At 59.2% G+C, this 22,995-nt stretch carries 24 protein-coding genes and 1 tRNA gene; 14 read left to right on the forward strand and 11 right to left on the reverse strand.

The window, feature by feature from the left end:
- Positions 1-28 precede the first annotated feature (28 nt).
- Positions 29-643 carry a TetR/AcrR family transcriptional regulator gene (locus ACR3EL_RS09165; protein WP_093961897.1) on the forward strand — a complete coding sequence of 205 codons (615 nt, stop codon included), beginning with the start codon at positions 29-31 and terminating at the stop codon, positions 641-643.
- Positions 644-646: 3 nt separating this feature from the next.
- Here ACR3EL_RS09165 and ACR3EL_RS09170 read toward each other — a convergent pair whose 3' ends face one another.
- The 6 genes from ACR3EL_RS09170 to ACR3EL_RS09195 all read right to left on the reverse strand — a co-directional run bounded on the left by ACR3EL_RS09170 (position 647) and on the right by ACR3EL_RS09195 (position 5,964).
- Positions 647-1,705 (reverse strand): adenylate/guanylate cyclase domain-containing protein, encoded by a 1,059-nt coding sequence (locus ACR3EL_RS09170; protein WP_093961896.1) that lies wholly within the window; start codon positions 1,703-1,705, stop codon positions 647-649.
- Entirely contained in the window at positions 1,702-2,070 is a 369-nt protein-coding gene (locus ACR3EL_RS09175) for a group I truncated hemoglobin (RefSeq protein WP_170338900.1), read from the reverse strand. Before ACR3EL_RS09175 ends, ACR3EL_RS09170 begins: the two co-directional genes overlap by 4 nt.
- A 133-nt stretch (positions 2,071-2,203) precedes the next feature.
- Complete coding sequence (locus tag ACR3EL_RS09180) at positions 2,204-3,058, reverse strand: glycosyltransferase family 25 protein (RefSeq protein WP_170338902.1); 855 nt, start codon at positions 3,056-3,058, stop codon at positions 2,204-2,206.
- Positions 3,059-3,170: 112 nt separating this feature from the next.
- Positions 3,171-3,848, reverse strand: coding sequence for a GntR family transcriptional regulator (locus ACR3EL_RS09185; RefSeq protein WP_170338904.1), 678 nt, complete (start codon positions 3,846-3,848; stop codon positions 3,171-3,173).
- Complete coding sequence (locus tag ACR3EL_RS09190; RefSeq protein ID WP_170338906.1) at positions 3,845-4,876, reverse strand: Gfo/Idh/MocA family protein; 1,032 nt, start codon at positions 4,874-4,876, stop codon at positions 3,845-3,847. Before ACR3EL_RS09190 ends, ACR3EL_RS09185 begins: the two co-directional genes overlap by 4 nt.
- On the reverse strand, positions 4,873-5,964 hold the full coding sequence (locus ACR3EL_RS09195) for an isocitrate/isopropylmalate dehydrogenase family protein (protein ID WP_170338908.1): 1,092 nt from the start codon (positions 5,962-5,964) through the stop codon (positions 4,873-4,875). The genes ACR3EL_RS09190 and ACR3EL_RS09195 overlap by 4 nt, the downstream gene beginning before the upstream one ends.
- A gap of 131 nt (positions 5,965-6,095) precedes the next feature.
- Here ACR3EL_RS09195 and ACR3EL_RS09200 point away from each other — a divergent pair, with 131 nt between their 5' ends.
- The 13 genes from ACR3EL_RS09200 (at position 6,096) to ACR3EL_RS09260 (ending at position 17,473) form a co-directional block, all read left to right on the forward strand.
- Positions 6,096-7,103: a Bug family tripartite tricarboxylate transporter substrate binding protein gene (locus tag ACR3EL_RS09200; RefSeq protein WP_170338910.1), complete on the forward strand. Its 1,008-nt coding sequence runs from the start codon at positions 6,096-6,098 to the stop codon at positions 7,101-7,103.
- Positions 7,104-7,163: 60 nt separating this feature from the next.
- Positions 7,164-7,913, forward strand: a complete 750-nt coding sequence (locus ACR3EL_RS09205) for a hypothetical protein (protein WP_480721308.1) — start codon at positions 7,164-7,166, stop codon at positions 7,911-7,913.
- Positions 7,914-7,917: 4 nt separating this feature from the next.
- Entirely contained in the window at positions 7,918-9,429 is a 1,512-nt protein-coding gene (locus ACR3EL_RS09210; protein ID WP_170442555.1) for a tripartite tricarboxylate transporter permease, read from the forward strand.
- Positions 9,429-9,716 (forward strand): putative quinol monooxygenase, encoded by a 288-nt coding sequence (locus ACR3EL_RS09215; protein WP_170338916.1) that lies wholly within the window; start codon positions 9,429-9,431, stop codon positions 9,714-9,716. Before ACR3EL_RS09210 ends, ACR3EL_RS09215 begins: the two co-directional genes overlap by 1 nt.
- On the forward strand, positions 9,713-10,510 hold the full coding sequence (locus ACR3EL_RS09220; protein ID WP_170368361.1) for an N-acyl homoserine lactonase family protein: 798 nt from the start codon (positions 9,713-9,715) through the stop codon (positions 10,508-10,510). The genes ACR3EL_RS09215 and ACR3EL_RS09220 overlap by 4 nt, the downstream gene beginning before the upstream one ends.
- Positions 10,507-11,736, forward strand: a complete 1,230-nt coding sequence (otnK, locus tag ACR3EL_RS09225; RefSeq protein WP_480721312.1) for a 3-oxo-tetronate kinase — start codon at positions 10,507-10,509, stop codon at positions 11,734-11,736. Before ACR3EL_RS09220 ends, otnK begins: the two co-directional genes overlap by 4 nt.
- Complete coding sequence (otnC, locus tag ACR3EL_RS09230; RefSeq protein ID WP_170338922.1) at positions 11,733-12,377, forward strand: 3-oxo-tetronate 4-phosphate decarboxylase; 645 nt, start codon at positions 11,733-11,735, stop codon at positions 12,375-12,377. Before otnK ends, otnC begins: the two co-directional genes overlap by 4 nt.
- A gap of 160 nt (positions 12,378-12,537) precedes the next feature.
- Positions 12,538-13,626: a glycosyltransferase family 4 protein gene (locus tag ACR3EL_RS09235; RefSeq protein WP_170338924.1), complete on the forward strand. Its 1,089-nt coding sequence runs from the start codon at positions 12,538-12,540 to the stop codon at positions 13,624-13,626.
- Between the two features lie 152 nt (positions 13,627-13,778).
- Complete coding sequence (locus tag ACR3EL_RS09240) at positions 13,779-14,369, forward strand: TetR/AcrR family transcriptional regulator (RefSeq protein WP_480721317.1); 591 nt, start codon at positions 13,779-13,781, stop codon at positions 14,367-14,369.
- Positions 14,366-14,635, forward strand: coding sequence for a hypothetical protein (locus ACR3EL_RS09245; RefSeq protein ID WP_093961882.1), 270 nt, complete (start codon positions 14,366-14,368; stop codon positions 14,633-14,635). The genes ACR3EL_RS09240 and ACR3EL_RS09245 overlap by 4 nt, the downstream gene beginning before the upstream one ends.
- A gap of 9 nt (positions 14,636-14,644) precedes the next feature.
- Positions 14,645-15,808, forward strand: a complete 1,164-nt coding sequence (locus tag ACR3EL_RS09250) for an aromatic ring-hydroxylating oxygenase subunit alpha (RefSeq protein WP_480721321.1) — start codon at positions 14,645-14,647, stop codon at positions 15,806-15,808.
- Positions 15,809-15,896: 88 nt separating this feature from the next.
- On the forward strand, positions 15,897-16,373 hold the full coding sequence (locus ACR3EL_RS09255; RefSeq protein ID WP_170338930.1) for a hypothetical protein: 477 nt from the start codon (positions 15,897-15,899) through the stop codon (positions 16,371-16,373).
- A gap of 38 nt (positions 16,374-16,411) precedes the next feature.
- On the forward strand, positions 16,412-17,473 hold the full coding sequence (locus tag ACR3EL_RS09260; RefSeq protein WP_170338931.1) for a 2Fe-2S iron-sulfur cluster-binding protein: 1,062 nt from the start codon (positions 16,412-16,414) through the stop codon (positions 17,471-17,473).
- Between the two features lie 131 nt (positions 17,474-17,604).
- Here ACR3EL_RS09260 and ACR3EL_RS09265 read toward each other — a convergent pair.
- The 5 genes from ACR3EL_RS09265 to ACR3EL_RS09285 all read right to left on the reverse strand — a co-directional run bounded on the left by ACR3EL_RS09265 (position 17,605) and on the right by ACR3EL_RS09285 (position 22,979).
- Positions 17,605-17,694, reverse strand: a tRNA-Ser gene (locus ACR3EL_RS09265).
- A 159-nt stretch (positions 17,695-17,853) separates the two neighbouring features.
- Entirely contained in the window at positions 17,854-20,298 is a 2,445-nt protein-coding gene (locus tag ACR3EL_RS09270) for a DUF3772 domain-containing protein (RefSeq protein ID WP_170338933.1), read from the reverse strand.
- The gene (locus tag ACR3EL_RS09275; protein WP_170338935.1) at positions 20,298-21,332 is read right to left on the reverse strand and encodes a cysteine synthase A; all 1,035 of its coding nucleotides are present in this window, start codon (positions 21,330-21,332) and stop codon (positions 20,298-20,300) included. The genes ACR3EL_RS09270 and ACR3EL_RS09275 overlap by 1 nt, the downstream gene beginning before the upstream one ends.
- Before the next feature lie 69 nt (positions 21,333-21,401).
- Entirely contained in the window at positions 21,402-22,517 is a 1,116-nt protein-coding gene (locus tag ACR3EL_RS09280; RefSeq protein WP_480721327.1) for an NUDIX domain-containing protein, read from the reverse strand.
- Positions 22,518-22,538: 21 nt separating this feature from the next.
- Entirely contained in the window at positions 22,539-22,979 is a 441-nt protein-coding gene (locus tag ACR3EL_RS09285; RefSeq protein WP_093961876.1) for a TrgA family protein, read from the reverse strand.
- Positions 22,980-22,995: the final 16 nt, after the last annotated feature.

A 22,995-nucleotide genomic window follows, 5' to 3' on the forward strand; every position in this document is an offset into this window, starting at 1 on the left:
CACGCAAACACAGGCAGGTGCCGTCGGAATGACCAAACGCGGCTATCACCATGGGAATCTTAAACAGGCGCTGATCGACGCCGCCCTCTCGCTGATCGAGGAAAAAGGTCCGACCGGCTTCACCCTGTCTGAAGCCGCAAAACGGGCCGGTGTCACCCCAGCCGCGGTTTACCGACACTATCAGGGTCGCGAGGATCTGATCGCCGAGGCGGCCCGTCAGGGGTTCGAGATGTTCGCGGACCTCATGCAGTATGCCTATGACAAGGGGCAGCCCTCGGCGCTGGCCGCTTTCGAAGCGACCGGGCGTGCATATCTGGCGTTTGCGCGCAAGCATCCCGGCCATTACATCTCGATGTTCGAAAGCGGAATCTCGGTCAACCGGACGCCCGAGCTGGCGTTGGCCGCCAACCGGGCAAAAGAGGTTCTGGAAATGGCTGCGGCCGATCTTTCAGAACACATCCCGCCGGAAAAGCGCCCACCGGCGTCTATGTTCAGCGCGCATATCTGGGCGATGAGCCATGGTGTCGTAGAGCTTTATGCCCGCAATGCAGGTGCCAGCTCGCCTTTCCCACCCGAAGACCTTTTGGAATCCGGGATCGGCATATACCTCAGAGGGTTGGGGCTGGTGCCGCCCGACGAATGATCGTCAGAACATCCTGCTGGCATGTGGTGCGTTCAGCCGTGAGGTGACATTGATCAGATCCATCATGCCCATCCCCTTGATGTCGACCGGACCCAGGTCCGAGACCTGAAATTCATCGATCAGGGCGTATTTCATCTCTTCCGGGGCAACGATGTTCATGGGGTTCGCAAAGACCTGCAACCGCGATGCGATATTCACGGCCGGTCCAAAAACGTCATAGACGTATTTCTGGATCCCTACCACGGACCCAACGGCCGGCCCCATGCCAAGCCCGATCCGGGCCTGCCATTTGTGCGGATGACTTTCGTTGCGCCGTTCCAGATACCGCAGAAATCGGACCGCACAATGCGCAACCGCCGTGGCATGGTCGGGCGTGGCGTCGGGCATGCCTGACACCGCAAGATATGCGTCGCCGATCGTCTTGATCCGTTCACAGCCGAACTGTTCGACGATCCGGTCGAAGGCGGTGAAGATGTCATTCAACTCACTGAGAGTGACCGTAGGGTCGGTTTTTGCCGCAAAATCCGTAAAGCCGACGAAATCCAGCATGACCACGGAAACCTGATCATACAGCTGAGGCGTTACTACGCCGAAGGTTTTGAACTCTTCATAAACCGCGCGCGGCATCAGATTCAGCAAAAGCCGTTCGACCCGTTCCTTTTCTCTTTCCAACTCGCGGGTGTTGCGCTCGACCATGGTCGAATAGCTGTCGATCATGCTCTCCAGTTCACGAATTTTCGTGATGTTCTGACATTCGACAACCAGAACCTGCTCATCCATCCCATTGGCCAAGGAAATCGTTACAGCAAAGATCAGCGTGCGGCGTTTCGGTTTCATCTGCAGCTCTGCCGAATACCGCAGGCCCGATTGCTTGACGTCATCCAGCTCGCGCTGGTCCAGATCCGGCAAAATATCCAAAAGTGTCTGACCGGGCTCGGGCTTGCCGAACCATTCGGCGAATGGGCCATTGTGGAACACGAAGGTCAGGTCCGAGGCCCGCAATACTGCAACACCGACCCCGATGGCACGCAGCAGATGCTCGTTGATGGCCAGAATGCTCATGCCGCATCCCGGGCAACGATGATCGCCCTCTTGCCCTCGATCGCAGCCAGCGCGACCTGCACGTCATCTTCGGTCATTCCATGAATTGAAAGTGCTTCACCGAACAGCGTAGCCATCTCGTCGAAATCATCATGGCTGATGTTGAGGTGCCGATGCACGGCCTCGATCCGATCATCACTGAAAGACGCTGGTCCACCCACCAGAGACGAAACGAACTTGGTTTGATGATCGATCAACCGAGGCATGTCGATGTCTTCGAAGTAGCCTCCGATCTCATCCGATTCCAATGCCATTTCGTAAAATGTCATCACGATCCGGCTGATGGTTTTGAACCCGCCGTATTTCTCGTAAATCGTTTGACCCACACCAAAACCCCAAAAAATCGCGCAATAACACTGTGAGGTTATATCAAATCGAGAGTTTTGTTAACGTTTATGCGCTTTGCGACCGGCGCGGATGGTTGGAACCGCTCGGTTTTTCACCATCGGCTCAAAGACTTCAGGACCAAGGGCGCACGATCAGATCGTCGGCACAGGGAATGAAGTCCACCATGCCGCCGCGCTGGACAAGCCGCGCCTGACCGCCCAGCTTCCATTTCAGTTTGCAGCCGGCCGACTGAAGCTCGCGCCGCAGCCGAAACCATGTGGGGCCCTTGTCCAATCCGCTGTTCGTGGCTGCGTTTTGGGTTCGCTCACTGCTTTTGACCGGTTCGTCGATCTGCTCCTGCCGTCCCGACCAGATCATTTGAACACCAACGGCCGGAAAGCATTGAAACATGTTCCAATCCCTGCGCGGCAACGACAGAAAGTCATCGAGATGGTCAGAATATCTCTGCGACCAGGCCAACAGTTTGCGGCAGCCAGCCTGTGACAGAACATAGGCCGCCGCACTTGGCGCCATTTCCAACATTGGGCGCACGCGGACATTTCCGATCCCGGTTTCCGGCCCAAAGCGCAGTGACCGGGGCGAGTAATCCAATTTGACGCAATCATAGGCTTCCGGGTGGTTCAGCACTTCGGTGATCACCCGGCCAGCGTCAGAGGACATTTCCACATCATCCTCAAAGACGACAGCGGCCGGAAGGTTCCGATCGACGATCCGCTGCCAAACCGATCTATGGCTTTCGAAACAGGCGATTTCGCTGGTCGTCAGACCCCAGCGCGTTCCCGTTCCCGCAACATATCCGTTTTGCTCCAACGCACCCGGCTGACTGGCATCCGTCGCACTGATCCTATGTGCCCCCACAAGGCCCGCCTTCAGAAACTGCGCCTCCATGAACGCCCGGCGCTCGGGCACACGGTCCAGATTGATGTAATAGACGCTGTCGCCTGCCATCTGCTGGGTTATCTGCACCGGAAGTCCTTTCGCATCGCGCCGCTTTATTGGCCATATCCCCTGTTGGGACTGGAAGTCCAGATTGCACCACTGGCAGAAGTACGGCCAGCGGGGTGACCGAACTGACTGGCTACAGCTTGTTCAGCCGATGCTTTTCCAAGATGTCGATGATGACGGATTTGGCATGCAGCCGGTGCTGGCGATGCCGGTCGCGCGCCACATCAGGTTTGCCGTCACGGATTGCGGTGTAGACCGCACGGTGATCTTCATTCGATTTGACCGGTAACGGGCGAATGAACAGGGTCGAGGCCCGCGCTCTGCGGACCTGGTCGCTCATCATGGAAACGATGCTTTCCACCCGTCGGTTGCCACCCAACCGGACAAGCTCGCGGTGGAACAGGTCATCGGCCTTGGCCCACGCCTCCAGGTCTTCCTCACCGATGGCGCGATCCATTTGGGCGATCGAGTCCGCCAACGGCTGAAGGTCCTGTTCAGAAAATCCGGCCTCGGCCGCGCGTTCGGCTGCAAGGCTCTCCAACTCGGTCAAAATGTCATAGATCTCGCGCATATCATCCGGAGATACCGGCAGGATCCGCACCCCTTTGCGCGGCCGCATTTCCAACAGGCCCTTGCTTTCCAGCATCAGCGCTGCTTCGCGAACCGGCGTGCGCGACATCCCCAACTGCTCGGCCAGTTCGGTTTCCAGATGGTCGGTGCCCGCGGCCAACTCTCCGGTCAGGATCATCCGCCGCAAGTCCCGCACCGCGCGCTGAGTATTCGAGAGAGCCTTGCCGGTCTCGTTTTTCATTCGGCCTCCAAAACGATTTTCCTGCCCTCCGCATCAGATCTGTAGATCGCCTGCTCAATGCGGATAACGTCCAGATAGTCCGGGCCAGTATTTTCCAAATGCGTTCCATTTAGAAGACCGGATATGACATGCTGCTGCAATGCGTGCACGCAATCGCCACCAAAGCCCTCCCATTTATCGGGCGCAAGCAACTGCACGCTGCTCTGGCTGCCGAATTCCCGCAGCCCAACGGCGCCAAAGCCATCCATCGTCAGTGTTCCGCCGGTGCCTTCGATCAGGGCCTCCCCCATGGTGCGGCGCAGATTGTCCGAGGCATGATCCAGGTTCCGGTTGCCATCGAACACGGCCCTCAACCCGTTTTCGAACTCAAAGATGACATAGCCTGCGTCCTCTCCGGCAATGACAGGGTTGATCCGCCGCAGATCGGCGTAAACCGAGACCGGATTGCCGAACAAGAACCGAAACGTATCGACCCAATGCACCGCCGTTTCGTGGATCAGAAAACGCGGCATCTTCTGAAAATAGGGTTGCCGATCAAGATAAGCGCGAGGCCCCTGCCCGTCGCCCGGGCGCAGCCGGAACGTGGCCTGCAGCGGTGTCCCGATATCCCCGCGTGTCAGGGCGTCCTTCATCACCCGATACCACGGCTGAAAGCGAAAATTCTCGTGGACAACGACGGTGGCTCCGGCATCCCGAGCGTCCTTCAGTACATCCTCCGCTTCTGCCAGAGATCGACAAAACGGTTTTTGGCACAGGATCCAACCCACACCCGCGTCCAGCGCGACGCGAATTGCGTCGGCATGACCGTCAGGCGGCAGGATTATGTCCAACAGCTGGGGCGTTTCCTGGGTCAGCATCGACGGCAGATCATCATAGGCAGGCAACCCAGTGGCGGCCGCCTTCTCGAGATCGCGATCACATGCGGCCACCAGTTGAACCTGCGGTATGCGGCGCCAGCTGCCATAGTGGAACTGGCTGAAATAGCCGGCGCCGACACAGGCGACACGAATGAACTGCTGGCTGCTCACACCGAGAACACCCTGTCCGCTACCGCCCGCGCTGAGGCCAGCGTGTCGGCTTCTCCGCCCAGATCACGGGTCAGAACTCGGCCCTCGGACACGACGCTGTCGACTGCGGCGTGCAGCCGTTGCCCATCGCGCGACAACGCCGGGATCTGATGCCGCAACCCAAGCCACTCCAGCATCATCGCCGCCGACTGGAACATGGCAAACGGATTGGCGATGCCCTCCCCGGCAATGTCGGGGGCGGAACCGTGACACGGCTGGAACACCGCATGATCCAGACCAATGTCAGCCGAGGGTGCCAGACCCAGCCCTCCCATCAGCCCGGCCCCAAGGTCAGACAAAATGTCTCCAAACATGTTTTCCGTGACCAGAACATCGAATTCCCAAGGCTTCTGAACCATCCACAAGGCCGTTGCATCCACATAGGCATGATCCGCAACCAGGTCCGGGTGACGCTCAGCCTCGGCATCGAACAGATCTCGGAAGAATGCAAAGGCCCGGAAGACGTTGGCCTTGTCCACACAGGTGACTCGACCCCGACCCTGCCCGGATGCCCTTCGGTCATGCGCCAACTGGAAGGTAAACCGAAACAGCTTTTCGCAGACCTCTCGGGTGATCAGCAGCGTCTCGCGCGCCTCATCCTCGGTCACTTCTCCGCACCCCTGGGTGTGAAACAACCCCTCAGTACTTTCGCGGATCAGAACGAAGTCAATTTCCTTGCCCGGTGGCAGGGCCAATGGTGTCGCCTGCCCGGCCCTCACCCGCACAGGGCGCACACCGGCAAACAGCCCCAGCGCCTTGCGGAGGTCGATCTGAGGGGAAATCTCAGTCCCATCCGGGTACCGAACGTCCGGCAAACCCATCGCGGACAATAGAATGGCATCCGCCTGCCGCGCCGCATCCATTGAAGTTTTCGGAAATGATTCTCCGGTTTGCGCATAGTGGGCTGCCCCGGCCGAAACCTCCCGAAACTCAAGTGTATAGTCCTCGGTCTGCTCAGACAGCTGCGCAAGGATGCTTAGCGTCGGAGCCATGATTTCCGGGCCGATCCCGTCCCCGTGGAACACTGCAATCTGTAGTTTCTCGGCCATATGCGCCCTGCGTCCTTTTCCTGTGTTCTTGCGTTCGACCTTAAATCAATTCCGGTCGTTGACAACGCATTGTGTAACGTATACGCAAATAAATGCAATAACAAACACATCACTGCATCTGGGAGGAAAAGATGAAGTCGAAAATCGCAAGGTTGGCCGCGGCCGCCCTAATGACGGCAGGTGCCGCAGGGCTCGCCAGCGCGCAGGAGTATCCTTACCGGGACATTACCACCGCCGTCGTCTGGGGCGCCGGAGGCGGCACCGACACCATCAACCGGATGATCATGGCCGAGATGGAGAAACACCTGCCGGTGTCGATCAACGTGATCAACCAGACCGGAGGCGTGGCGGGTTCAAACGGAATGGTCTACGTCATGAACCAGCCTGATGACGGCTATACGTTGGTCGGACTTTCCGAATCAAACGTGACCGCCGCCGTCCAGGGCGGCTGGGACAAAAAGTTCGACTACTGGTTTCCATTCATCGTTGGCGGCTCGCCTGATTTGATCTCGGTTCCCGCAGACAGCCCCTACAACAGCCTTGAAGAGTTGGTGGACGCGGCGAAGGCCGCGCCCGGAACCATCCCCGCGGCAGCCTCGGGTGCGGGATCCATCCACCACCTGAACCTGCTGGCCATCGAAAAAGGCTCGGGCGCCGAGTTCAAATTCGTCCCCTACAAAGGCTCAGCTCCGGGGCAAGAGGCCGCCATCGCCGGTGAAGTTGCGCTGGTCGTGACCTCGCTGGCGGAACAGGCCCCGCTGATCGAAGGCGGACAGTTGCGCCCTCTGGCGATGCTGACACCTGAAAACGCGGAAATCGCGGGAATGACCGTTCCTTCGGCCTTTGGCATCTATGACGGGCTCGACCAATATTTGCCGCTGAAACAGGCAATCGGCTTTGCGGTCCACAATTCGGCAAGCGACGATGTAAAGGCAAAACTGGCCGAAGCATTCCAGAAAGCCATGGCCTCGCAAGCCGTGGCCGATTGGGCCGCAGCAAACAATTATGACATCGGCGGACAGTACGGACCCGAGGCGCAGAAACTGTTCTCGACGCTGGAATCCACCTTCGCATACACCCTGCAGGATCTGGGTGCGACGACCGTCGATCCGGCCTCTCTGGGCATCGAGAAGCCCTGAGCGACAAACGATCTTGGGGGCGCGGTTCCGCGCCCCTTTTTTTTGCACGGGAGGGCAAAGTTGGAAAAGGCTGAGGACATTCTGGTCCTGCGCGCACGGGATTTCTGGGCGTCGCTGGTTTTGGGGGCAACATCGGTGTTCTTCCTGTGGAAGACCATGGACATCCCCCTGTGGGGAGAAAACAAAGCGGGGGTCAGCGGTACCCAATGGTACGACTCAGCAGCCATTGTTCCGTTGTTCATCTTTGTGGGCCTCTTGTGCCTCTCGATCGCGCTGTTCGTGATCTCGGTCCGGTCCGGCGGGGCGCGGCACGCCCTTGGTGCGGCTGGCATCGGTTGGAACCCTGACGAAGCATTTCGATTTTCCACCATTGGCCTGATCCTTCTGGCTTATGTGGGCGGGCTGGTGCCGCGCGTCGATTTCATCCTGTGTTCCGGCCTTCTGATTACCGCTCTCATATTTGGGTACTACGGCGGGCACCCGCGGCGCGCGATGATCGCTTGCGGCGCCGTTTGCCTGGCTGGGTTCACATCCTGGTTGCTCTACCCTGCTCAAGCCGACTGGAACGCACATGCGGACGACTGGATCACGTTGGGCATATGGGTCGCCTTGACGATCCCGGTTTTGGTCAAGGCCCGGTCCGAGCGGCTTTTGCGGGTTGTTCCCTATATGGCCATCCTCGCGCCGTTTACCCTGGTTTGCGCCATGGCCTTCGGATTTCGCCAGAATGTTCCGGCGCGCGGTGGCCTGCTGTTTCAACAAATCGAGTACCACTACTACGTGACGCTCCGCCCGATCTGGAAAGGCTAAGACCATGGAGTTCGTCTTGTCTCAGCTGGCGGGTTTCGGCCATGCCTTCGCTGCGCTGGTCGTCGATCCGCTGACCTATCTCTATCTGGTTTTCTCGGTCTTTCTGGGCATCACATTCGGTGCCCTGCCCGGCCTGACCGCGACCCTTGCCGTGACCATTCTGACCGGTTTCTTCGGCAACAAGATCCCGCTGGATTATTCTTTGATCGCGCTGCTGGGCGCTTATGTGGGGGCGATTTACGGCGGGTCCTATCCCTCGATCCTGCTGAACATCCCAGGCACCGCCGCCAGCGCCGCCACCGCAATGGACGGTCACCCGCTCGCCAAGGCCGGGCGCGGAGGTGAGGCGCTTGGATTGACGACGACGGCCAGTTTCATCGGGACCATCATCGGCACACTCACGCTCCTGATCTTCGTCTGGGCACTGCTGCTTGTTTCAAAGAACATCGCAAGCCCGGAAAAGGCGCTACTGGCCCTGTTCGGTATCCTTCTGTCTGGCACGCTCATGAGCGAGGACCTGGTGCTCAAAGGGTGGATATCCGGTTTGATCGGGCTTGCCATGGCCATGGCCGGACTTGACCCCTTGCTGTCCGAACCCCGCTACACTTTCGGCTGGTCCTACATGCTGAGCGGGTTCCAGGTGGTGCCTGTTCTCATGGGGGCTTTCGCGATCCCTCAGATCATCGAAGGCCTGCGCCATGTCGAAGCCGGCAAGGTCATGGCTCTTAAAGGCTCGATCCTGCCAAATCTCTCGACGGTCCGCCGTCACCTGCCCACCATCGGCAGGTCCGGCGTGATCGGCACCGGCGTTGGTGCCCTGCCGGGCGTCGGCGAGGATGTTGCCGGATGGGTCAGCTACGGTGTCGGCAAAACCGTTTCGAAGGATGGTAAGAACTTCGGCAAAGGTTCACTGGACGGGCTTTTGTGTTCGGAGACCGCCAACAACGCCTGCATCGGCGGCGCACTGATCCCGCTGTTGGTACTGGGCATCCCCGGCTCGCCACCCGCGGCCGCGCTGCTGGGGGCGTTCAAAATCAACAACGTCATCCCCGGCCCCACGATCGACCCCGAAATCATCCTGCGGGTCGTGGCCATCCTGGTGCTGGCATCGTTGACGATGTTCCTGATGGGCCTTTTCACCGCGCGGGTCTTCATCAAGATTCTCAAAATCCCGCAAACCGTTTTCTTGCCCGTCGTGATGGTTCTGACCACGATTGGGTCGTTCAGTGTGGGGGGCGGCATCAATGACCTTTACCTTATGCTGGGGGTCGGCTTCGTGGCGTATTTCATGAACCTGATGAAGTATCCGATTGCGCCGCTGGTCATTGGCGTCATCCTTGGCGGGTTGTTCGACGAGACATTCCGCCGGTCACTGTTCCTGTCGGATGGTGATCTGTCAGTATTTGTTTCTCGACCCGGAGCAGCAATTCTGCTGGTGTTGAACCTGGCGCTGATCCTCAGCCAATTGCCTCCGGTCAAACGCCTGTTCGCCCGCCTGAAAGGAGCGCCCGCCTGATGTATGCCGTCACCGTAACCTTCGAGTTGAAGCCCGGGACACGCGATCGTTTCCTGCCTCTGATGCTGGACAACGCGCGCATGTCGTTGAGCTACGAGCCCGGGTGCCTCCAATTCGACGTCTGCGCAGGGGACGATCCGGCCATCGTTTTTTTGTATGAGATCTACTCGAACGCCGAAGCGTTCAGGATCCACTTGGACAGTCCGCATTTCAAGACATTCGATCTGGCAGTTTCGGATATGGTGGTCCGAAAGCAGGTCAACACGTTCTCCGAGGTCATGCGATGAACGACTGGGAAGTCTATGCCATCAAATATGCGGACAGAAATGCCCGCACCCGCGCCGACAGTTTCATACTGGATGACGATCACGCTGCCCCTCATGCCATGGACTACTACTTGTGGCTGCTCAAGCGCGGCACGCAGGTCATTCTGGTGGATACCGGATATGACACCGACGAAGGGCTGAGCCGCGGACGGCCTATTGCCATGGATCCACGTGATGCCTTGCGGCCATTCGGGATCGCGCCAGAGGCCATTCAGCAAGTGATCGTCACGCACCTGCACTATGACCACGCAGGGGGTCTGCACCTGTTTCCAAACGCCACGTTGCATATGCAGGCGGCCGAGATGGCCTTTGCCACGGGTCCCTGCATGTGCCACGACACTCTGCGCGCGCCATTTTCGGCCGGTCATATCTGCGAGGCGATCAAGCGGCTTTATTCCGGCAAAGTGGTTTTCCATGACGGCGATGCCGAGTTGGCTGACGGAGTCACGGTCCATTGCATCGGCGGCCACTCCCGCGGGCTGCAATGCGTACGTGTCCGGACTGCCAGCGGCTGGATGGTTTTGGCCTCGGACGCATCGCATTACTATGAGAACTTCATGGCCCGAAAACCATTTCCCATTGTGGTCGACCTGCAGGACATGCTGGAGGGCTTTGACAAGCTGCAAAGCCTCGCGTCCGCCCCTGGCCTGATCATCCCAGGCCACGATCCACTGGTCCGGTCCGTTTTTCCCCCGGGACCAGCCGACCACATCAACCGTCTAGACACGGGGCCAATCAGAGAGATCAAACTATGAAGATCGGAGTCATTGCCGATGATTTCACCGGTGCATCCGACATTGGTCTGACCCTCGCCGAGGGCGGCATGCGCGTCAGCCAGTTTGTTGGCATCCCAAAGGCCCACACGGACCAAGATCTGGATGCGGCCGTGGTTGCGCTCAAGTCGCGCACGGCCCCGGTTGACGAGGCGGTGCGCGACAGTCTGGCAGCCTGTGACTGGCTGCTGTCCCAGGGTGCGCAGCAAATCGTCTTCAAGGTCTGTTCGACCTTCGACAGCACCGCAAATGGCAATATCGGTCCGGTTCTGGATGCGCTTGCGGAAAGGCTGAACGCTCAGACCACGATCGTCTGTCCGGCTTTTCCCGAAAATGGGCGCAGCGTTTACCAAGGGCACCTGTTCGTGCAGGACAAGCTGTTGAGTGAAAGCGGCATGCAGAACCATCCACTGACTCCGATGACCGACCCTGATCTCCGGCGTCTGCTGGCCGCTCAGTCCGCCCGTCCGATCCATCATGTGGCCGCCTTGGTGGTCATGCAGGGGGCTGCGGCCATTCGGTCTGCCCTGCCTCCCAAAGGTCATACGATCGTCGACGCAATCCGCGACGCAGACCTGCTGGAAATCGGCAAGGCTGCCCGCGATACCTTGCTCCTTTGCGGCGGGTCCGGGATCGCGCTTGGGTTGCCGGAAAATTTTGGGTTCGAACCGCGACACCCACAGTGGGACGGAGTGTCCGGCCCCGGCATTGTGCTGTCAGGATCCTGCAGCCGCGCCACCCGAGAGCAAGTCGCGCGCTTCCGGGACGTCGCCCCACACCGCGAGGTCACCGCGCAGGACGCGGTCAGCGGCTCGATCTCGGTGGAAGAATTGGTCAACTGGGCGCTCGAGCAGAAACAACCGCCGCTGATCTATTCTTCGGCCGATCCACAAGTCGTGAGGCATGCACAGGACTCCTTCGGCAAGGAAAAGGCATCTGCAGCGATCGAAAACCTGTTCTCCGATCTCTCCCGCAGCCTGCGGGCCGCGGGCTTCCGACGGATGGTCATTGCAGGGGGTGAAACTTCCGGCGCGGTTGTCCAGGGACTGCGCGCGCAGCAGTTGCAGATCGGCCCCCGCCTGGCCGCCGGCGTTCCCATGGTACTCCTGCCCGGCACTCCGTCCGCTGCACTGGCGCTGAAATCGGGCAATTTCGGCGGCCCCGATTTCTTTGCGGACGCCTTGAACAGAATGGAGCGGCAACAATGAGCGAGGCGGCGAAGCTGCGGGAAGAAATCTGTCTGCTTGCAAAGTCGATGTTCGACCGGGGACTGACCTGCGGTGCGTCGGGCAACATCTCGGCCCGGCTGACCGACGGAACGATCCTGGTTACGCCGACCGGCAGTTCGATGGGGTTTCTCGACCCGGCGCGGATCAGCCATCTGGATGCCCGGTTTCAGCACATTGATGGCGACTTGCCGACCAAGGAAGTCCCGCTGCACTCGGCCTTCTACGACACAAGGCAGCAGACCGGGGCTGTGGTCCACCTCCACTCGACGCATTCGGTGGCCTGGTCCATGCTTCCCGAAGTTGACCCCGAGGACGTTCTGCCGCCGCTGACCCCGTATTCAATCATGCGGGTCGGTCGGGTGAAATTGCTGCCATTCTTCCTGCCCGGCGACCCTGAAATGGGCAACGCGGTCCGGGGACTGGCTGGACAGCGCAGCGCGGTGCTGCTGGCCAATCATGGCCCTGTGGTTGCTGGCAAAGACATCTGGGCGGCCAGTTTCGCAATGGAAGAACTGGAGGAAACCGCAAAACTCGCCCTGTTGACCCGAGGACTGACCCCTCGACAGCTGAGCGCCGAACAGATTTCAGCCCTGTACGACATGACAGGCCACAGCAAGTAACCGGTTCGAACACCTACTGCTCTGACAACACGCTTTGCGATCCAATCGGCCGGAGTTCGGCTATTGCCGCCAGCGTTTGCGCACATTTCTGGCAAAGTTCATCTCAAGCTTGCTCAATTACCCTGCGTAAATTACCATTTTTCGGCGGGGGACTGTGTCGTTGAATGGTTTAAAGCTGCTTTTTGTGCAGGCAGGGTTCGGTCCGGGTGGTGCGGAAAAAGTCATCGCCATGTTGTCGAACCATTTCGTGGAACGCGGTTGCGAGGTTCACGCAACGGCGTTCAGCATGCCGGAAAACGGTCCCTATTTCTCGATGAATGAAAAAGTGCGGACCAGTGCGCTATCAGGCAGGCGCGGACAGTTGAACAGGATCACGCACGTACGTTCGGTCATTCGCGACCTACGCCCCGATGTCGTGATTTCGTTTCTGACCAAAGTGAATGTAGTTACCCTGATCGCCACATTGGACTCCAAGCTGCCGGTCATCATTTCGGAACGGAACAACCCACGTCTACAGGACGCACACCCCGGATGGGCGCGATTGCAATCCGTTCTGGGCCGAAGGTCGAAGGCTGTCGTTGCATTGACACAAAAAGGTCTGGAGGATCTGCCTGGCCCGCTCCGCCGTCGCGGTCGGGTCATACCGAACCCGATCGAGCCCTTCACACGGGCGCAGGTGTCGAACTCCGAAAAAGCGCGTCACCTGGTCTCGGTTGGTCGCCTGGTGCCGCAGAAAGGTTTTCACCTTCTTCTGGAGACCATGGCCAAGATCCATGCCGAGTGCCCATGGACCACCCTGACGATCTATGGTGAAGGCCCCGAGCGTCCCCCACTCGAGCGGTTGCGCAAGTCTCTCGGTCTTGAGGGTTGCGTTCATTTGCCCGGCAATACGGCCCGGGTCGGAGAATGGGCAAACGACGCCGATATCGTGGTTGGGTCTTCGCTGTATGAAGGGTTTCACAATGTTGTCGCCGAAGCTGTCGTCAGCGGGATCCCGGTCGTCTCATTCGATTGTGACTATGGTCCGTCCGAATTCATCCGCCACGGGCGAAATGGCTATCTGGTACCGACCGGCGACGTAACTGGACTGGCAGAAGCCGCCATTCGTCTGATCAATGACCCGACGGCCCGCGCGGGAATGGCAAACGAATCCGATGAGTTAAGGGCGCTTCTTTCTCCAGAGAGGGTCTACTCCGCGTGGGAGAACGTCGTCGCGGACGCAGTTGCGCGAAACGGTCGTATGATCTGACGAGACCCGACACGGACGACCATCCCATCATGCCAAATCCTGAGCAGGGACAGGCTAATTTTGGCCTGTCTTCAACCCTGCTTTGTTAATTTTCATTATTGACAACTCTCACGCTGTAGTTATTTGTCAAATTTGACAATAAAGGAGCCCCAATGCCCCGACCCACGCTCAAAGACCAACGATCCGCTGAAATACTCGATGCCTATCTGACCTGTGTGGCCCGTTTCGGATTGGAAGGCGCAACACAAGAACGCATCGCGGCAGAGGCTGGTGTCAAACGGCCCTTGTTGCGCCACTACTTGGGAAACCGGGATGACATGACGGCGGCATTGGCAGACCACGTGATCAACGCTTTTGCCGAAGTGACAGAGGCGGTCTCGGTTCACTTCGGGTCGCAGGGTGAGCCATCTGAGTTGATTGATGCCCTGTTTGACGACGGGCACGGCCATGATCCCCGGCTGATGCTGGCTTGGCAGGCTTTGGCAACGGCCGCCGAACGCATTCCTGACCTGGGCCCCAAACTGACCCAAAGCTACGCAGACTTTCTGGCCGTCATCGAAGGTGTTCTGGCACGCGCATATCCATCGGCACCTCCCGAACGCATTCGGGCCGTCGCCCATGGAGTAACCGCTTGCGCTCAAAACATCGACGCGCTTGTCCCGATTTCACCGCCAGTTCAGTGGCGCGACGATCTAAGAGCGGCGGCGCTGGCGTTGCTTGCAAGCTTGGAGGGTGACGCATGATCAATCTTCCCAGACTGATCAACTACGCAGCCCTACCCGTTCTTTTGGTGGCCACATGGCTGGGGCTCCAGTGGCCCTGGGGACTGGTATTCCTCTGGTGGGCCATACCTTCGATCCGCAGCGGCCAAGCTTTCCTGATCGATGCCGTCAACCGCGACACCGATCCACTCCTGTTCTGGACCGTTACTGTTCTTTGGATGGTCTTAGGCGGCCTGATGGTTACCGCCGACATCGCACCGGCCATCTATCCGGCCTGGCTGGTCTGAGAGGTTTTCATGACACGAATGTATCACCGGCTGCCCGCCTCTGCCTATACAGCGCAGGACTGGTACGACCGCGAGCAAGAACTGATCTTCTCTCGCACCTGGCGATATGCCGGGTTTGCCGAGGATGTACCCGAGCCCGGACATTACATCTCGGTCCAGGCGGGTTTGAACAACATCTTCGTTGTAATGGGGCGCGACCGTCGGCTGCGGGCGTTCCACAACATCTGCCGTCACCGCGGAACCCAATTGATCCGTGCAGTGGGCAAAACACAGAAGGCACTGACCTGCCCATATCACGATTGGACCTACGATCTGGGAGGCAACCTGATCTCAGTCCCAGATGAAAACCGCGAGTATCCTGACGGCATCGAAAAGTCTTGCCTCGGGCTGAAACCCGCGAGCGTCGATCTCTGGCGCGGGATGATCTTCGTGCACCCTGATCCGCAGGCGCCAAGCCTTGCGGAGTGGTTCGGGCCCGTGGATCCGTTGCTGGGCCCGCACAAGCCCGAAGAAATGGTCGAATACGGCGAAGCCCGCCAAAGCTATGAGATCCGCGCCAACTGGAAGATCGTGGTTGAGAACTACATCGACGTCTATCACCTGAGCCACCTGCATTCGAACACGCTTCACATGTATGACCATGGCCGCGCAGTATACGGCTGGGAAGGTCCACACTATCATTTTTGGGAGCCGCCCTCGTCAGACCATGCCCGCGCGCTCGAGAAAAACCTGCCCACCCCGCGGGTAATCCCGAAACCGCATATTGGCGCCTGGGTGCCGATGCTGTTTCCGGGCATTGGCTTGGCTGGCAGTGAAGACAGCTGGAACATCTTCATCATCACGCCCCTCGCGCCCGACCGAACACGCGTGGAGAACCGCACCAGATTGGCCAGCGCGTCGGCGTGGGAGTACTCGCGGCAGCAATGGTCATCTTACGCGTTCTGGCGTGACTTCGGTGGCCCCAAATACAAAGGCGACGATGCGTTGGGCAAAGATGACCCGATGGCATCGGGCGATTTCACGGCCGAAGATGTCTATGCCTGCGAACAGCAACAGAAATCCTTGGCAAGCCCGTTGTTTGAAGTCGGCCCCGCCTCTGTCGGAGAAGGCCCGGTTCTGCAGCATCAGCAAGTTGTTCTGGACTTCATGGCGAAAGCTGAGGCCGAGACATGACCAGGCCCAAAACACTCTCCCAAAATGCCCTCTCCGGGCCGGCACCAATCATCCCGCGCCCAAATGCCCAGAACCAAAAGGTCATCCTGTGAGACTTCGCATTCTTGCCACCTTGGCTGGGATCGCCCTGGCAGGCGGACTGGCTCTCGCCGCGCGCGGCAGCGACCCGAAGGTCATCGCCGAACGTCAGCTCTCTGTCCCCAACTCTCAGATCGCGTGGAGCGACTGGGATCCCGAAGCGATCCACACAATCACCGTAAACTATGGTCAGGGCCAGCCGGATGATCACTTTAGCTATTCGGTGGCCGATTGGGCCCAGCGAAACGGCGATACCGGCTTTGAAACTGTCCTAGCGCTGCAGGGATATGTGGAAACAGACCGCTCACCCCCGCGGATCGTGACTACAGAAGAGCCGGGCAGCGCCACAGCAACAGCGGTCACCACAGTCAACTACGACTGGCAGGGTCACGCAGGTGCGATGAGGCAAACCGACCGCTTTTCGCTGAAACGAAAAGGCGGAAAATGGGTGATCCGCGCGCTGGACACCACCAAGGATTATCGCTGACTGAAGATGGCCGTCTTTTGCTCAGGAAAGGACCACTCGTGACCCGTAAATTCTTTCCCTTGTCCGTGGCTGAAATCCGGCCTGAAATCGGTGGCGAAGCAACCACCGTCGTGCTGGACGTACCACCAGCCCTGACCGAGCTGTTTCGCTGGTCCCCCGGCCAACATCTGACACTGCGCTTCGGCCTGAGCGGGAAAGAGCAGCGACGCTGCTACACCATCTCCAACCCGCCAAACGAAGCGCTGCGGATCACCGTGAAACGCGTTTCCGGGGGATTGGTGTCGAACCATATCGGCGACGCCCTGCGCGCCGGAGATACGGTCGAGGCGATGCCACCCTTTGGCCGCTTCACGCTGGAACCCAACGCAACTGCACGACGTACCCACTACTTTTTTGGCGCGGGCAGCGGATTGACTCCGCTTTATGCGATGATCCGAGCCGTGCTTGATCACGAGCCACATTCCGTCGCCCATCTGATCTACGGCAACCGGTCCGAGAATGAGATTCTGTTTCGGGAAACGCTGGATACCCTCGTCGAGGCCAACCCATACCGGTTCACCCTGCGCCATGTCTTGTCTGCCCGATCGCTGTTGAGCTGGTTCAGCCCGTGGCGAACCGGCCGTGTTGACGCGGATGCGATCAAGGCGGCAATCGACGAGACGCCCCCCATCGCGCAGGACGTCCTGTATTGGATCTGCGGCCCAGGCAGCATGAACGCAGACGTCCGGGCAGCGCTGAACGCGCTGGATGTGCCCGATGCACGCATCCACATGGAAAGCTTCGGCGCCAACCCAGCTCAGGACACGAACCAATCTGGCATGGCGGCCACAGCGAGGGTGACGCTGGATGGGGAAACCCGCGAGGTGCATATCGAGGCTGGGCAAACGATCCTGGAGGCCGCCATTGCAGCGGGACTGGCGCCGCCCTTCAGCTGCCAGTCAGGCGTCTGCGGCGCATGCCGCGCAATTCGGACAGAGGGTCAGGTACAAATGCGAGCGCACATGGCCCTCGATCGGAACGACATCGCGCGGGGTGAAGTTCTGACCTGCCAAGCCGTCCCCAAAAGCAAAGAACTGGCCGTGCAGTTCCCCGATACGTAACAGTCTCGGTACAACCCCTCACCGCTCGGCAGTACGGATCCCAGCACACAACACATCTTCGCCCAACGTGCCGGGGTCAAAGCAAGGCCGATCCCGCGCGGTGCGCAAAAACTGTGGGTATTCAAGGTGAATGGCGGAGAGACAGGGATTCGAACCCTGGAGACGGTTTCCCGCCTACACACTTTCCAGGCGTGCGCCTTCGACCACTCGGCCACCTCTCCGTGCCGGCGATATTTGGACCAACGAACAGGGATTTGCAAGGGCCGATTGCGCGGAAATCCAAGGGATACGCAAGTTGCCTGAAGCGCCCCCACCCCAAACGATTGAGCGGGGTCGCTTCGGTCTCGGCCAGCCGGGGAGATGGTGCTGTAGTCCTATGACTACAGCTCTTCGCCGTTGTCTCCGTCCATGTCGGCCTCGGTCAGGTCCATCGGCGCCGCGCTTGAGTCGTCGGTCTTCACAGGTTCCTGTTGATCCGGCTGCTGGGGCTTCGCTGCCTTGTTGGCCGGTTGCACCAAAACCTCGGGGTTCCGCAGCCAGAGATCGCGCTGTGCGAATGGAATCTCGATCCCTTCTTCGGTGAAGCGCCGGTTGATTTCGTGATTCATGTCCGACTTTACGGACAGGACCCAATTCACGTCACGCAGGATCGCTCTGATTTCGAAATCCAGCGAGTCCGCGCCAAACCCCTGGAACACGACGTTGGGTGCCGGGTTGGCCAACACCATCGGATGCGCATTCGCGATTTCGCCCAGGATCTTCTCGACCTTTCGGGTGTCGGTCCCATAGGCGACGCCAACCGGAACGATGACCCGTCCGATGGTATTGCCGCGGGTATAGTTGGTCACCACACCGCTGATCAGGTCCGAGTTCGGAACGATCACATCGGTCCGGTCAAAGGTTTCCACCCGCGTCGAGCGTACCGAGATGTCGCGCACATAACCCATCATCCCGTTGACATCGATCCAGTCCCCTTTGGCAATCGGCCGTTCGACCAACAGGATGATGCCCGAAACAAAATTCGACACGATTGTCTGCAATCCGAAACCGATGCCCACAGACAACGCACCCGCGACGATCGCAAGTGACGACAGATCAAAGCCCGCGACAATGATCGCGGCCAGTGCTGCAAGGAAAATTCCCACATAGCCCGTGCCAGCGACGATCGCGTTCTGCCCACCCGGATCGATGCTGGTTTTGGGAAGTAACGAGTTGCGCAAACCGCTCTGCAGCAGTCTGGTCAGCATGTAACCGATCGCAAATACGGCCACGAAAGTCAGGAAGTTGCTGGGCGAGATCGTCACGCCGCCGATGTCAAAACCCATCAGAAGGCGGGACCACGCCTCGCGCAGATCCGAGTCGCGCGCGCCCCAATACAGCGCTAGAATCGGCAACGACAGAATGGCCAGAGCGAACCCGACGAGCACCGAGAACAACGAGTCGCTGGCCGCGTCGCCCTGCCCCGTCAGCCAGCCATAGATCGAGCTGATGAACCGCTGGAAGATGACGATGGCCGTTATCAGGACCAGCGTTTTGACCGATGGGAACACGATCGCCTCGGCGGCATTTGTATAGCCGATGGCAGCCAGAACAACGCTTGCGATGCCCAGGAAAAACAGCGCACGGCGGAGCAGTTCGACCAGCTGACTGAACCCGGCAGCCCGTGCTGACTGGCCCTGCTCAGGCTCGTCCTCAGATCCTTCGGGGCGGCGGATTTGGCGGATCCGCAGCAGCAACAGGGCTGTCACGAGTATCACCGGGAAGCTGACGACGGCGCGAGTAGCCTCAGAGGTGTTTTCGATCCGTTCGAACAATTGGCCAAGTTCATGCAGAATCAGCATCAGCGCGAGCAGATCCAGATAAACCCGCAGTTCCTTGATCGTATTTGCCGACAGGACTTTGAAACCCCGTTCTTCGCCCATCAAATAGACCTGACGGCCGATCCAGTCGTAAAACAGGATGATCGCGGCCCAATACGGAATTTCCTGGATCAGCAATGTGCCGCGCAACCCCGGAATTCCGGTCATGACCACCGCCTGAACGATGATGGCAACCCCGAACCATGGCAGGATGATCCGGAACAGCGACACGACGAATGTCCATACGCCACGCCCGGAGCCTCCGAACCGCCGCAGATAGTCCCCAGCTTTCTCTGACCATGATCGCCCGAACAGCAGCAGGATCGCGGCCACCGCGAGCAGAATACCGATGGCAAGTCCGCTCTCTTTCAGCTTTTCGCGGACAAGGGCCGAACGCATGTTGGCCTTCGTCTCGTTGATCAACGCACGGCCCGCTTCGGTCACGTCCACCCAGGCAGGTGCCCAATGCGCCGGGTTGAGCGGCGATGGCCCGCGCTCAAGAAACTCTTTCCGCTGCCGTTCACGGATGATCTTATCAATTTCGCTGATCAGGCCGTTGGCGCGGCTGTAGGCCTCTTCCGAGATGATCCGCGGTACCTTCAGGCTGTTGAGTTGCTGCTCGAGGTTCTCTCGCAAGCTGGCGATATCTTCGGATTCCGAAGATCCGTCATCGGGTTTGGGCCCCAATGCCTTGAGCTGGCTTTCCAGCGTTTGAATGCGGTCTGTATTCGCACTTCGCGCGCGATTGAAGTCGTCCCGATAACCACTTATTTCAGAACGCAATTTCTCCATCGAAGCATTGGATGCCCGATTGGCTTCGATCACCTTCTCAGCACGCTCGGCGGTGCTGAGCCATCCCTGGTAGTACTCGCTCTGACGGTCGGTCAGCTGCGCCGAGGCTCCGCCTGCGACCCCAATGGCGACCACAAACGCAAATGCCAGTAAAACCAGAAACTGCCGCAGCATCATACGTCCTCAAAAACACCCGGAATACTGCGCGGGGCCTCGGTCATCCACTCTGGAACCGGCAATTCCTTTTCACGCAGGAAGTCGGGGTTGAACAGTTTCGACTGGTAGCGCGTGCCATAGTCGCACAACACGGTGACGATGGTGTGACCCGGACCCATTTCCTTGGCCAGTCTCACAGCGCCGGCAATGTTGATTGCGGTGGACCCACCCATGACCAACCCCTCTTCGCGCAGAAGGTCGAAGATATAGGGCAACGCTTCGTTGTCCGTAATCTGGTAGGCGTGGTCGGGCTTGAACCCTTCAAGGTTTTTGGTGATGCGGACCTGGCCGATCCCCTCGGCGATTGAGCCACCCTCCATCGCGATTTCACCCGTCGTGTAATAGGAATAGAGACCGGCACCCATCGGATCGGCGATACCGATCTTGACGCCCTTGGGCTGCAAAGCCTCGGCCACTCCGGCCAGCGTTCCGCCCGATCCGACCGCGCAGATGAATCCGTCGACCTTGCCGTCGGTCTGCTCCCAGATTTCCGGCCCAGTGGTCTCGACATGCGCCTGACGGTTCGCGACGTTGTCGAACTGGTTTGCCCAAATCGCGCCATTGGGTTCGGTCTTGGCCAACTGCTCGGCCAGCCGCCGCGAGTAATGCACAAAATTGTTGGGATTCCGGTAAGGTGCGGCGGGAACCTGAACCAGTTGAGCCCCGGCGAGGCGCAGCATATCCTTCTTCTCTTCGGATTGGGTTTCCGGGATGACGATCACGGTTTTGAACCCCATCGACGCGCCGACCAGCGCCAGACCGATGCCCGTGTTGCCCGCCGTCCCCTCGACAATCGTCCCGCCGGGCTTGAGATCGCCGCGCGCAATGGCGTCGCGAATGATGAACAGCGCCGCGCGATCCTTGACCGACTGACCGGGGTTCATGAACTCGGCCTTCCCAAGGATTTCGCACCCGGTTTCTTCGCTGACACGGCGCAGCCGGATCAACGGAGTTTTTCCTACGGCGTCAGCAAGGTCTCGTGCAATGCGCATGGCACCCTCTTGTAAATTGGCGTTTTTGCAGATGTACAGGTGCCCTGCGCCGACCACAAGGCGGGATAGTCATCCCCGCAACCGATCGCGGTTGCGTGCCAACCAATGCGCCAGGGACAAAAGTGGAAGGTCCTTGAAGACATGCCGGTCAACCATATCCATGAATTCGGCATATGGCAGAATCCTGCTGCGAATGTCCTCTCCCTCGGTCGCCAAGCCACCATTGTTGATCGAGGCGGTGAGGTCTCCAATCCCAACATAGAGGTGGATGTATTCGGTGGAAGATCCGCTCGAAGAATAGGCGCCACCTGCATATTCGAGCCGCGAGAACGACACCTGCGCCTCCTCCATGGCTTCCCGGTGGGCCGCCTGTTCCGGGGTTTCTCCGGGGTCGATCATGCCGGCGACCGGTTCCCACATCCAAGGCTCGGGGTCATCGATCAAGAATACCGGGGTTCGGAACTGCTCAACCAAAAGGACCGTATCGCGCAGGGGATCATACGGCAGCACCACGACCGCAGCACCCTGCATCAAGCCATTCCTATTGAGAACCGGCCCCATCGACCCATCGTATCGGCGGTGCTGCAGTTCGATTTCTTCCATCCCGAAATAGTCGATGTATGCGCGCGTGTGGCGGTGAACGATCACATCATCGCCGGCGCTGCGTCCATCCCCGGTTTTTCGTTGCTGCGCCGCAAGCTTGGCCCACGCGCGGGTACGAATGGCGGAAAAACTGCGCGCGATCCGAGAGGCATCGACCTTGCCGAAATACCCCATGACCTCATCCGCAGCCAAAAGGGTCATCGCGCCCCACTCGGAAACCCACTTTTCCAATGACCAGGGATCGGCCGTCGTCCATAACCCGGGGGCGGGAAAGAAGACTTGGGCGGAAACGGGCGATCCGCCCTCAAGGACGACCTCCTTGACATGCAGGTCATAGTCGAACCCACCTTCGTAGAAGGCCAACCGTTCAATGTCTTGCGCAGATAGGTTCTGCACCAAGATACCCCGTGCCGCTGCGCCGGGCGCCTCAAGGATCATCGGAAAGGCTTGGTCCTGCACCGCGTGAACCGCATGGTCCGGCAGCATCGCCGGCTCGGCCGCAAGATCCTGACCCGAGCGACCCAAAACAAGTTCAAGCAGCGGCAAATACCGCAATGTGCCGTAGAAAAACAGATTGGTCATCGTAGGCTCGTGACTAGGGCGTCAGTTCCAGCGCCGCGAGGCGCCTTCGGTAAACAGGCCGGACAACAGAGCACCAATCGCCAAGGTCGCGATGATCTCGGGCGAGATCAGTTGCTTGCCGAAATCCACACCGATCTGGAAAATGGCCAGCAACGCCTCGAATGGACCGTCATAGCGGTGACGCATCGCAAGACGGAACATCTCGTACGTGCCCTGAACGAACAGGCCCCAAAACACCAGAGAAACCACTCCGGTCAGGCCGTTGTTGACGGCTGCAGTCCAGCCGCGCCCGGCCCGTTTGCCCATGATGACCCAACCACACAAAAAACCAAGGACGAGGTTCACATAGGTAAAGTAGCCGTAGTCCTTTCCCTCTTCGCCGTTGTCGATGATCATGCCGGACACAAGGAAAGCCACCACCATGAGACTGAGCGCGGCAACAAGACGTGAGGCTGTCGGCATTCCGATATTTCCGTGT

This window comes from Ruegeria sp. BJ3, assembly GCF_056535665.1.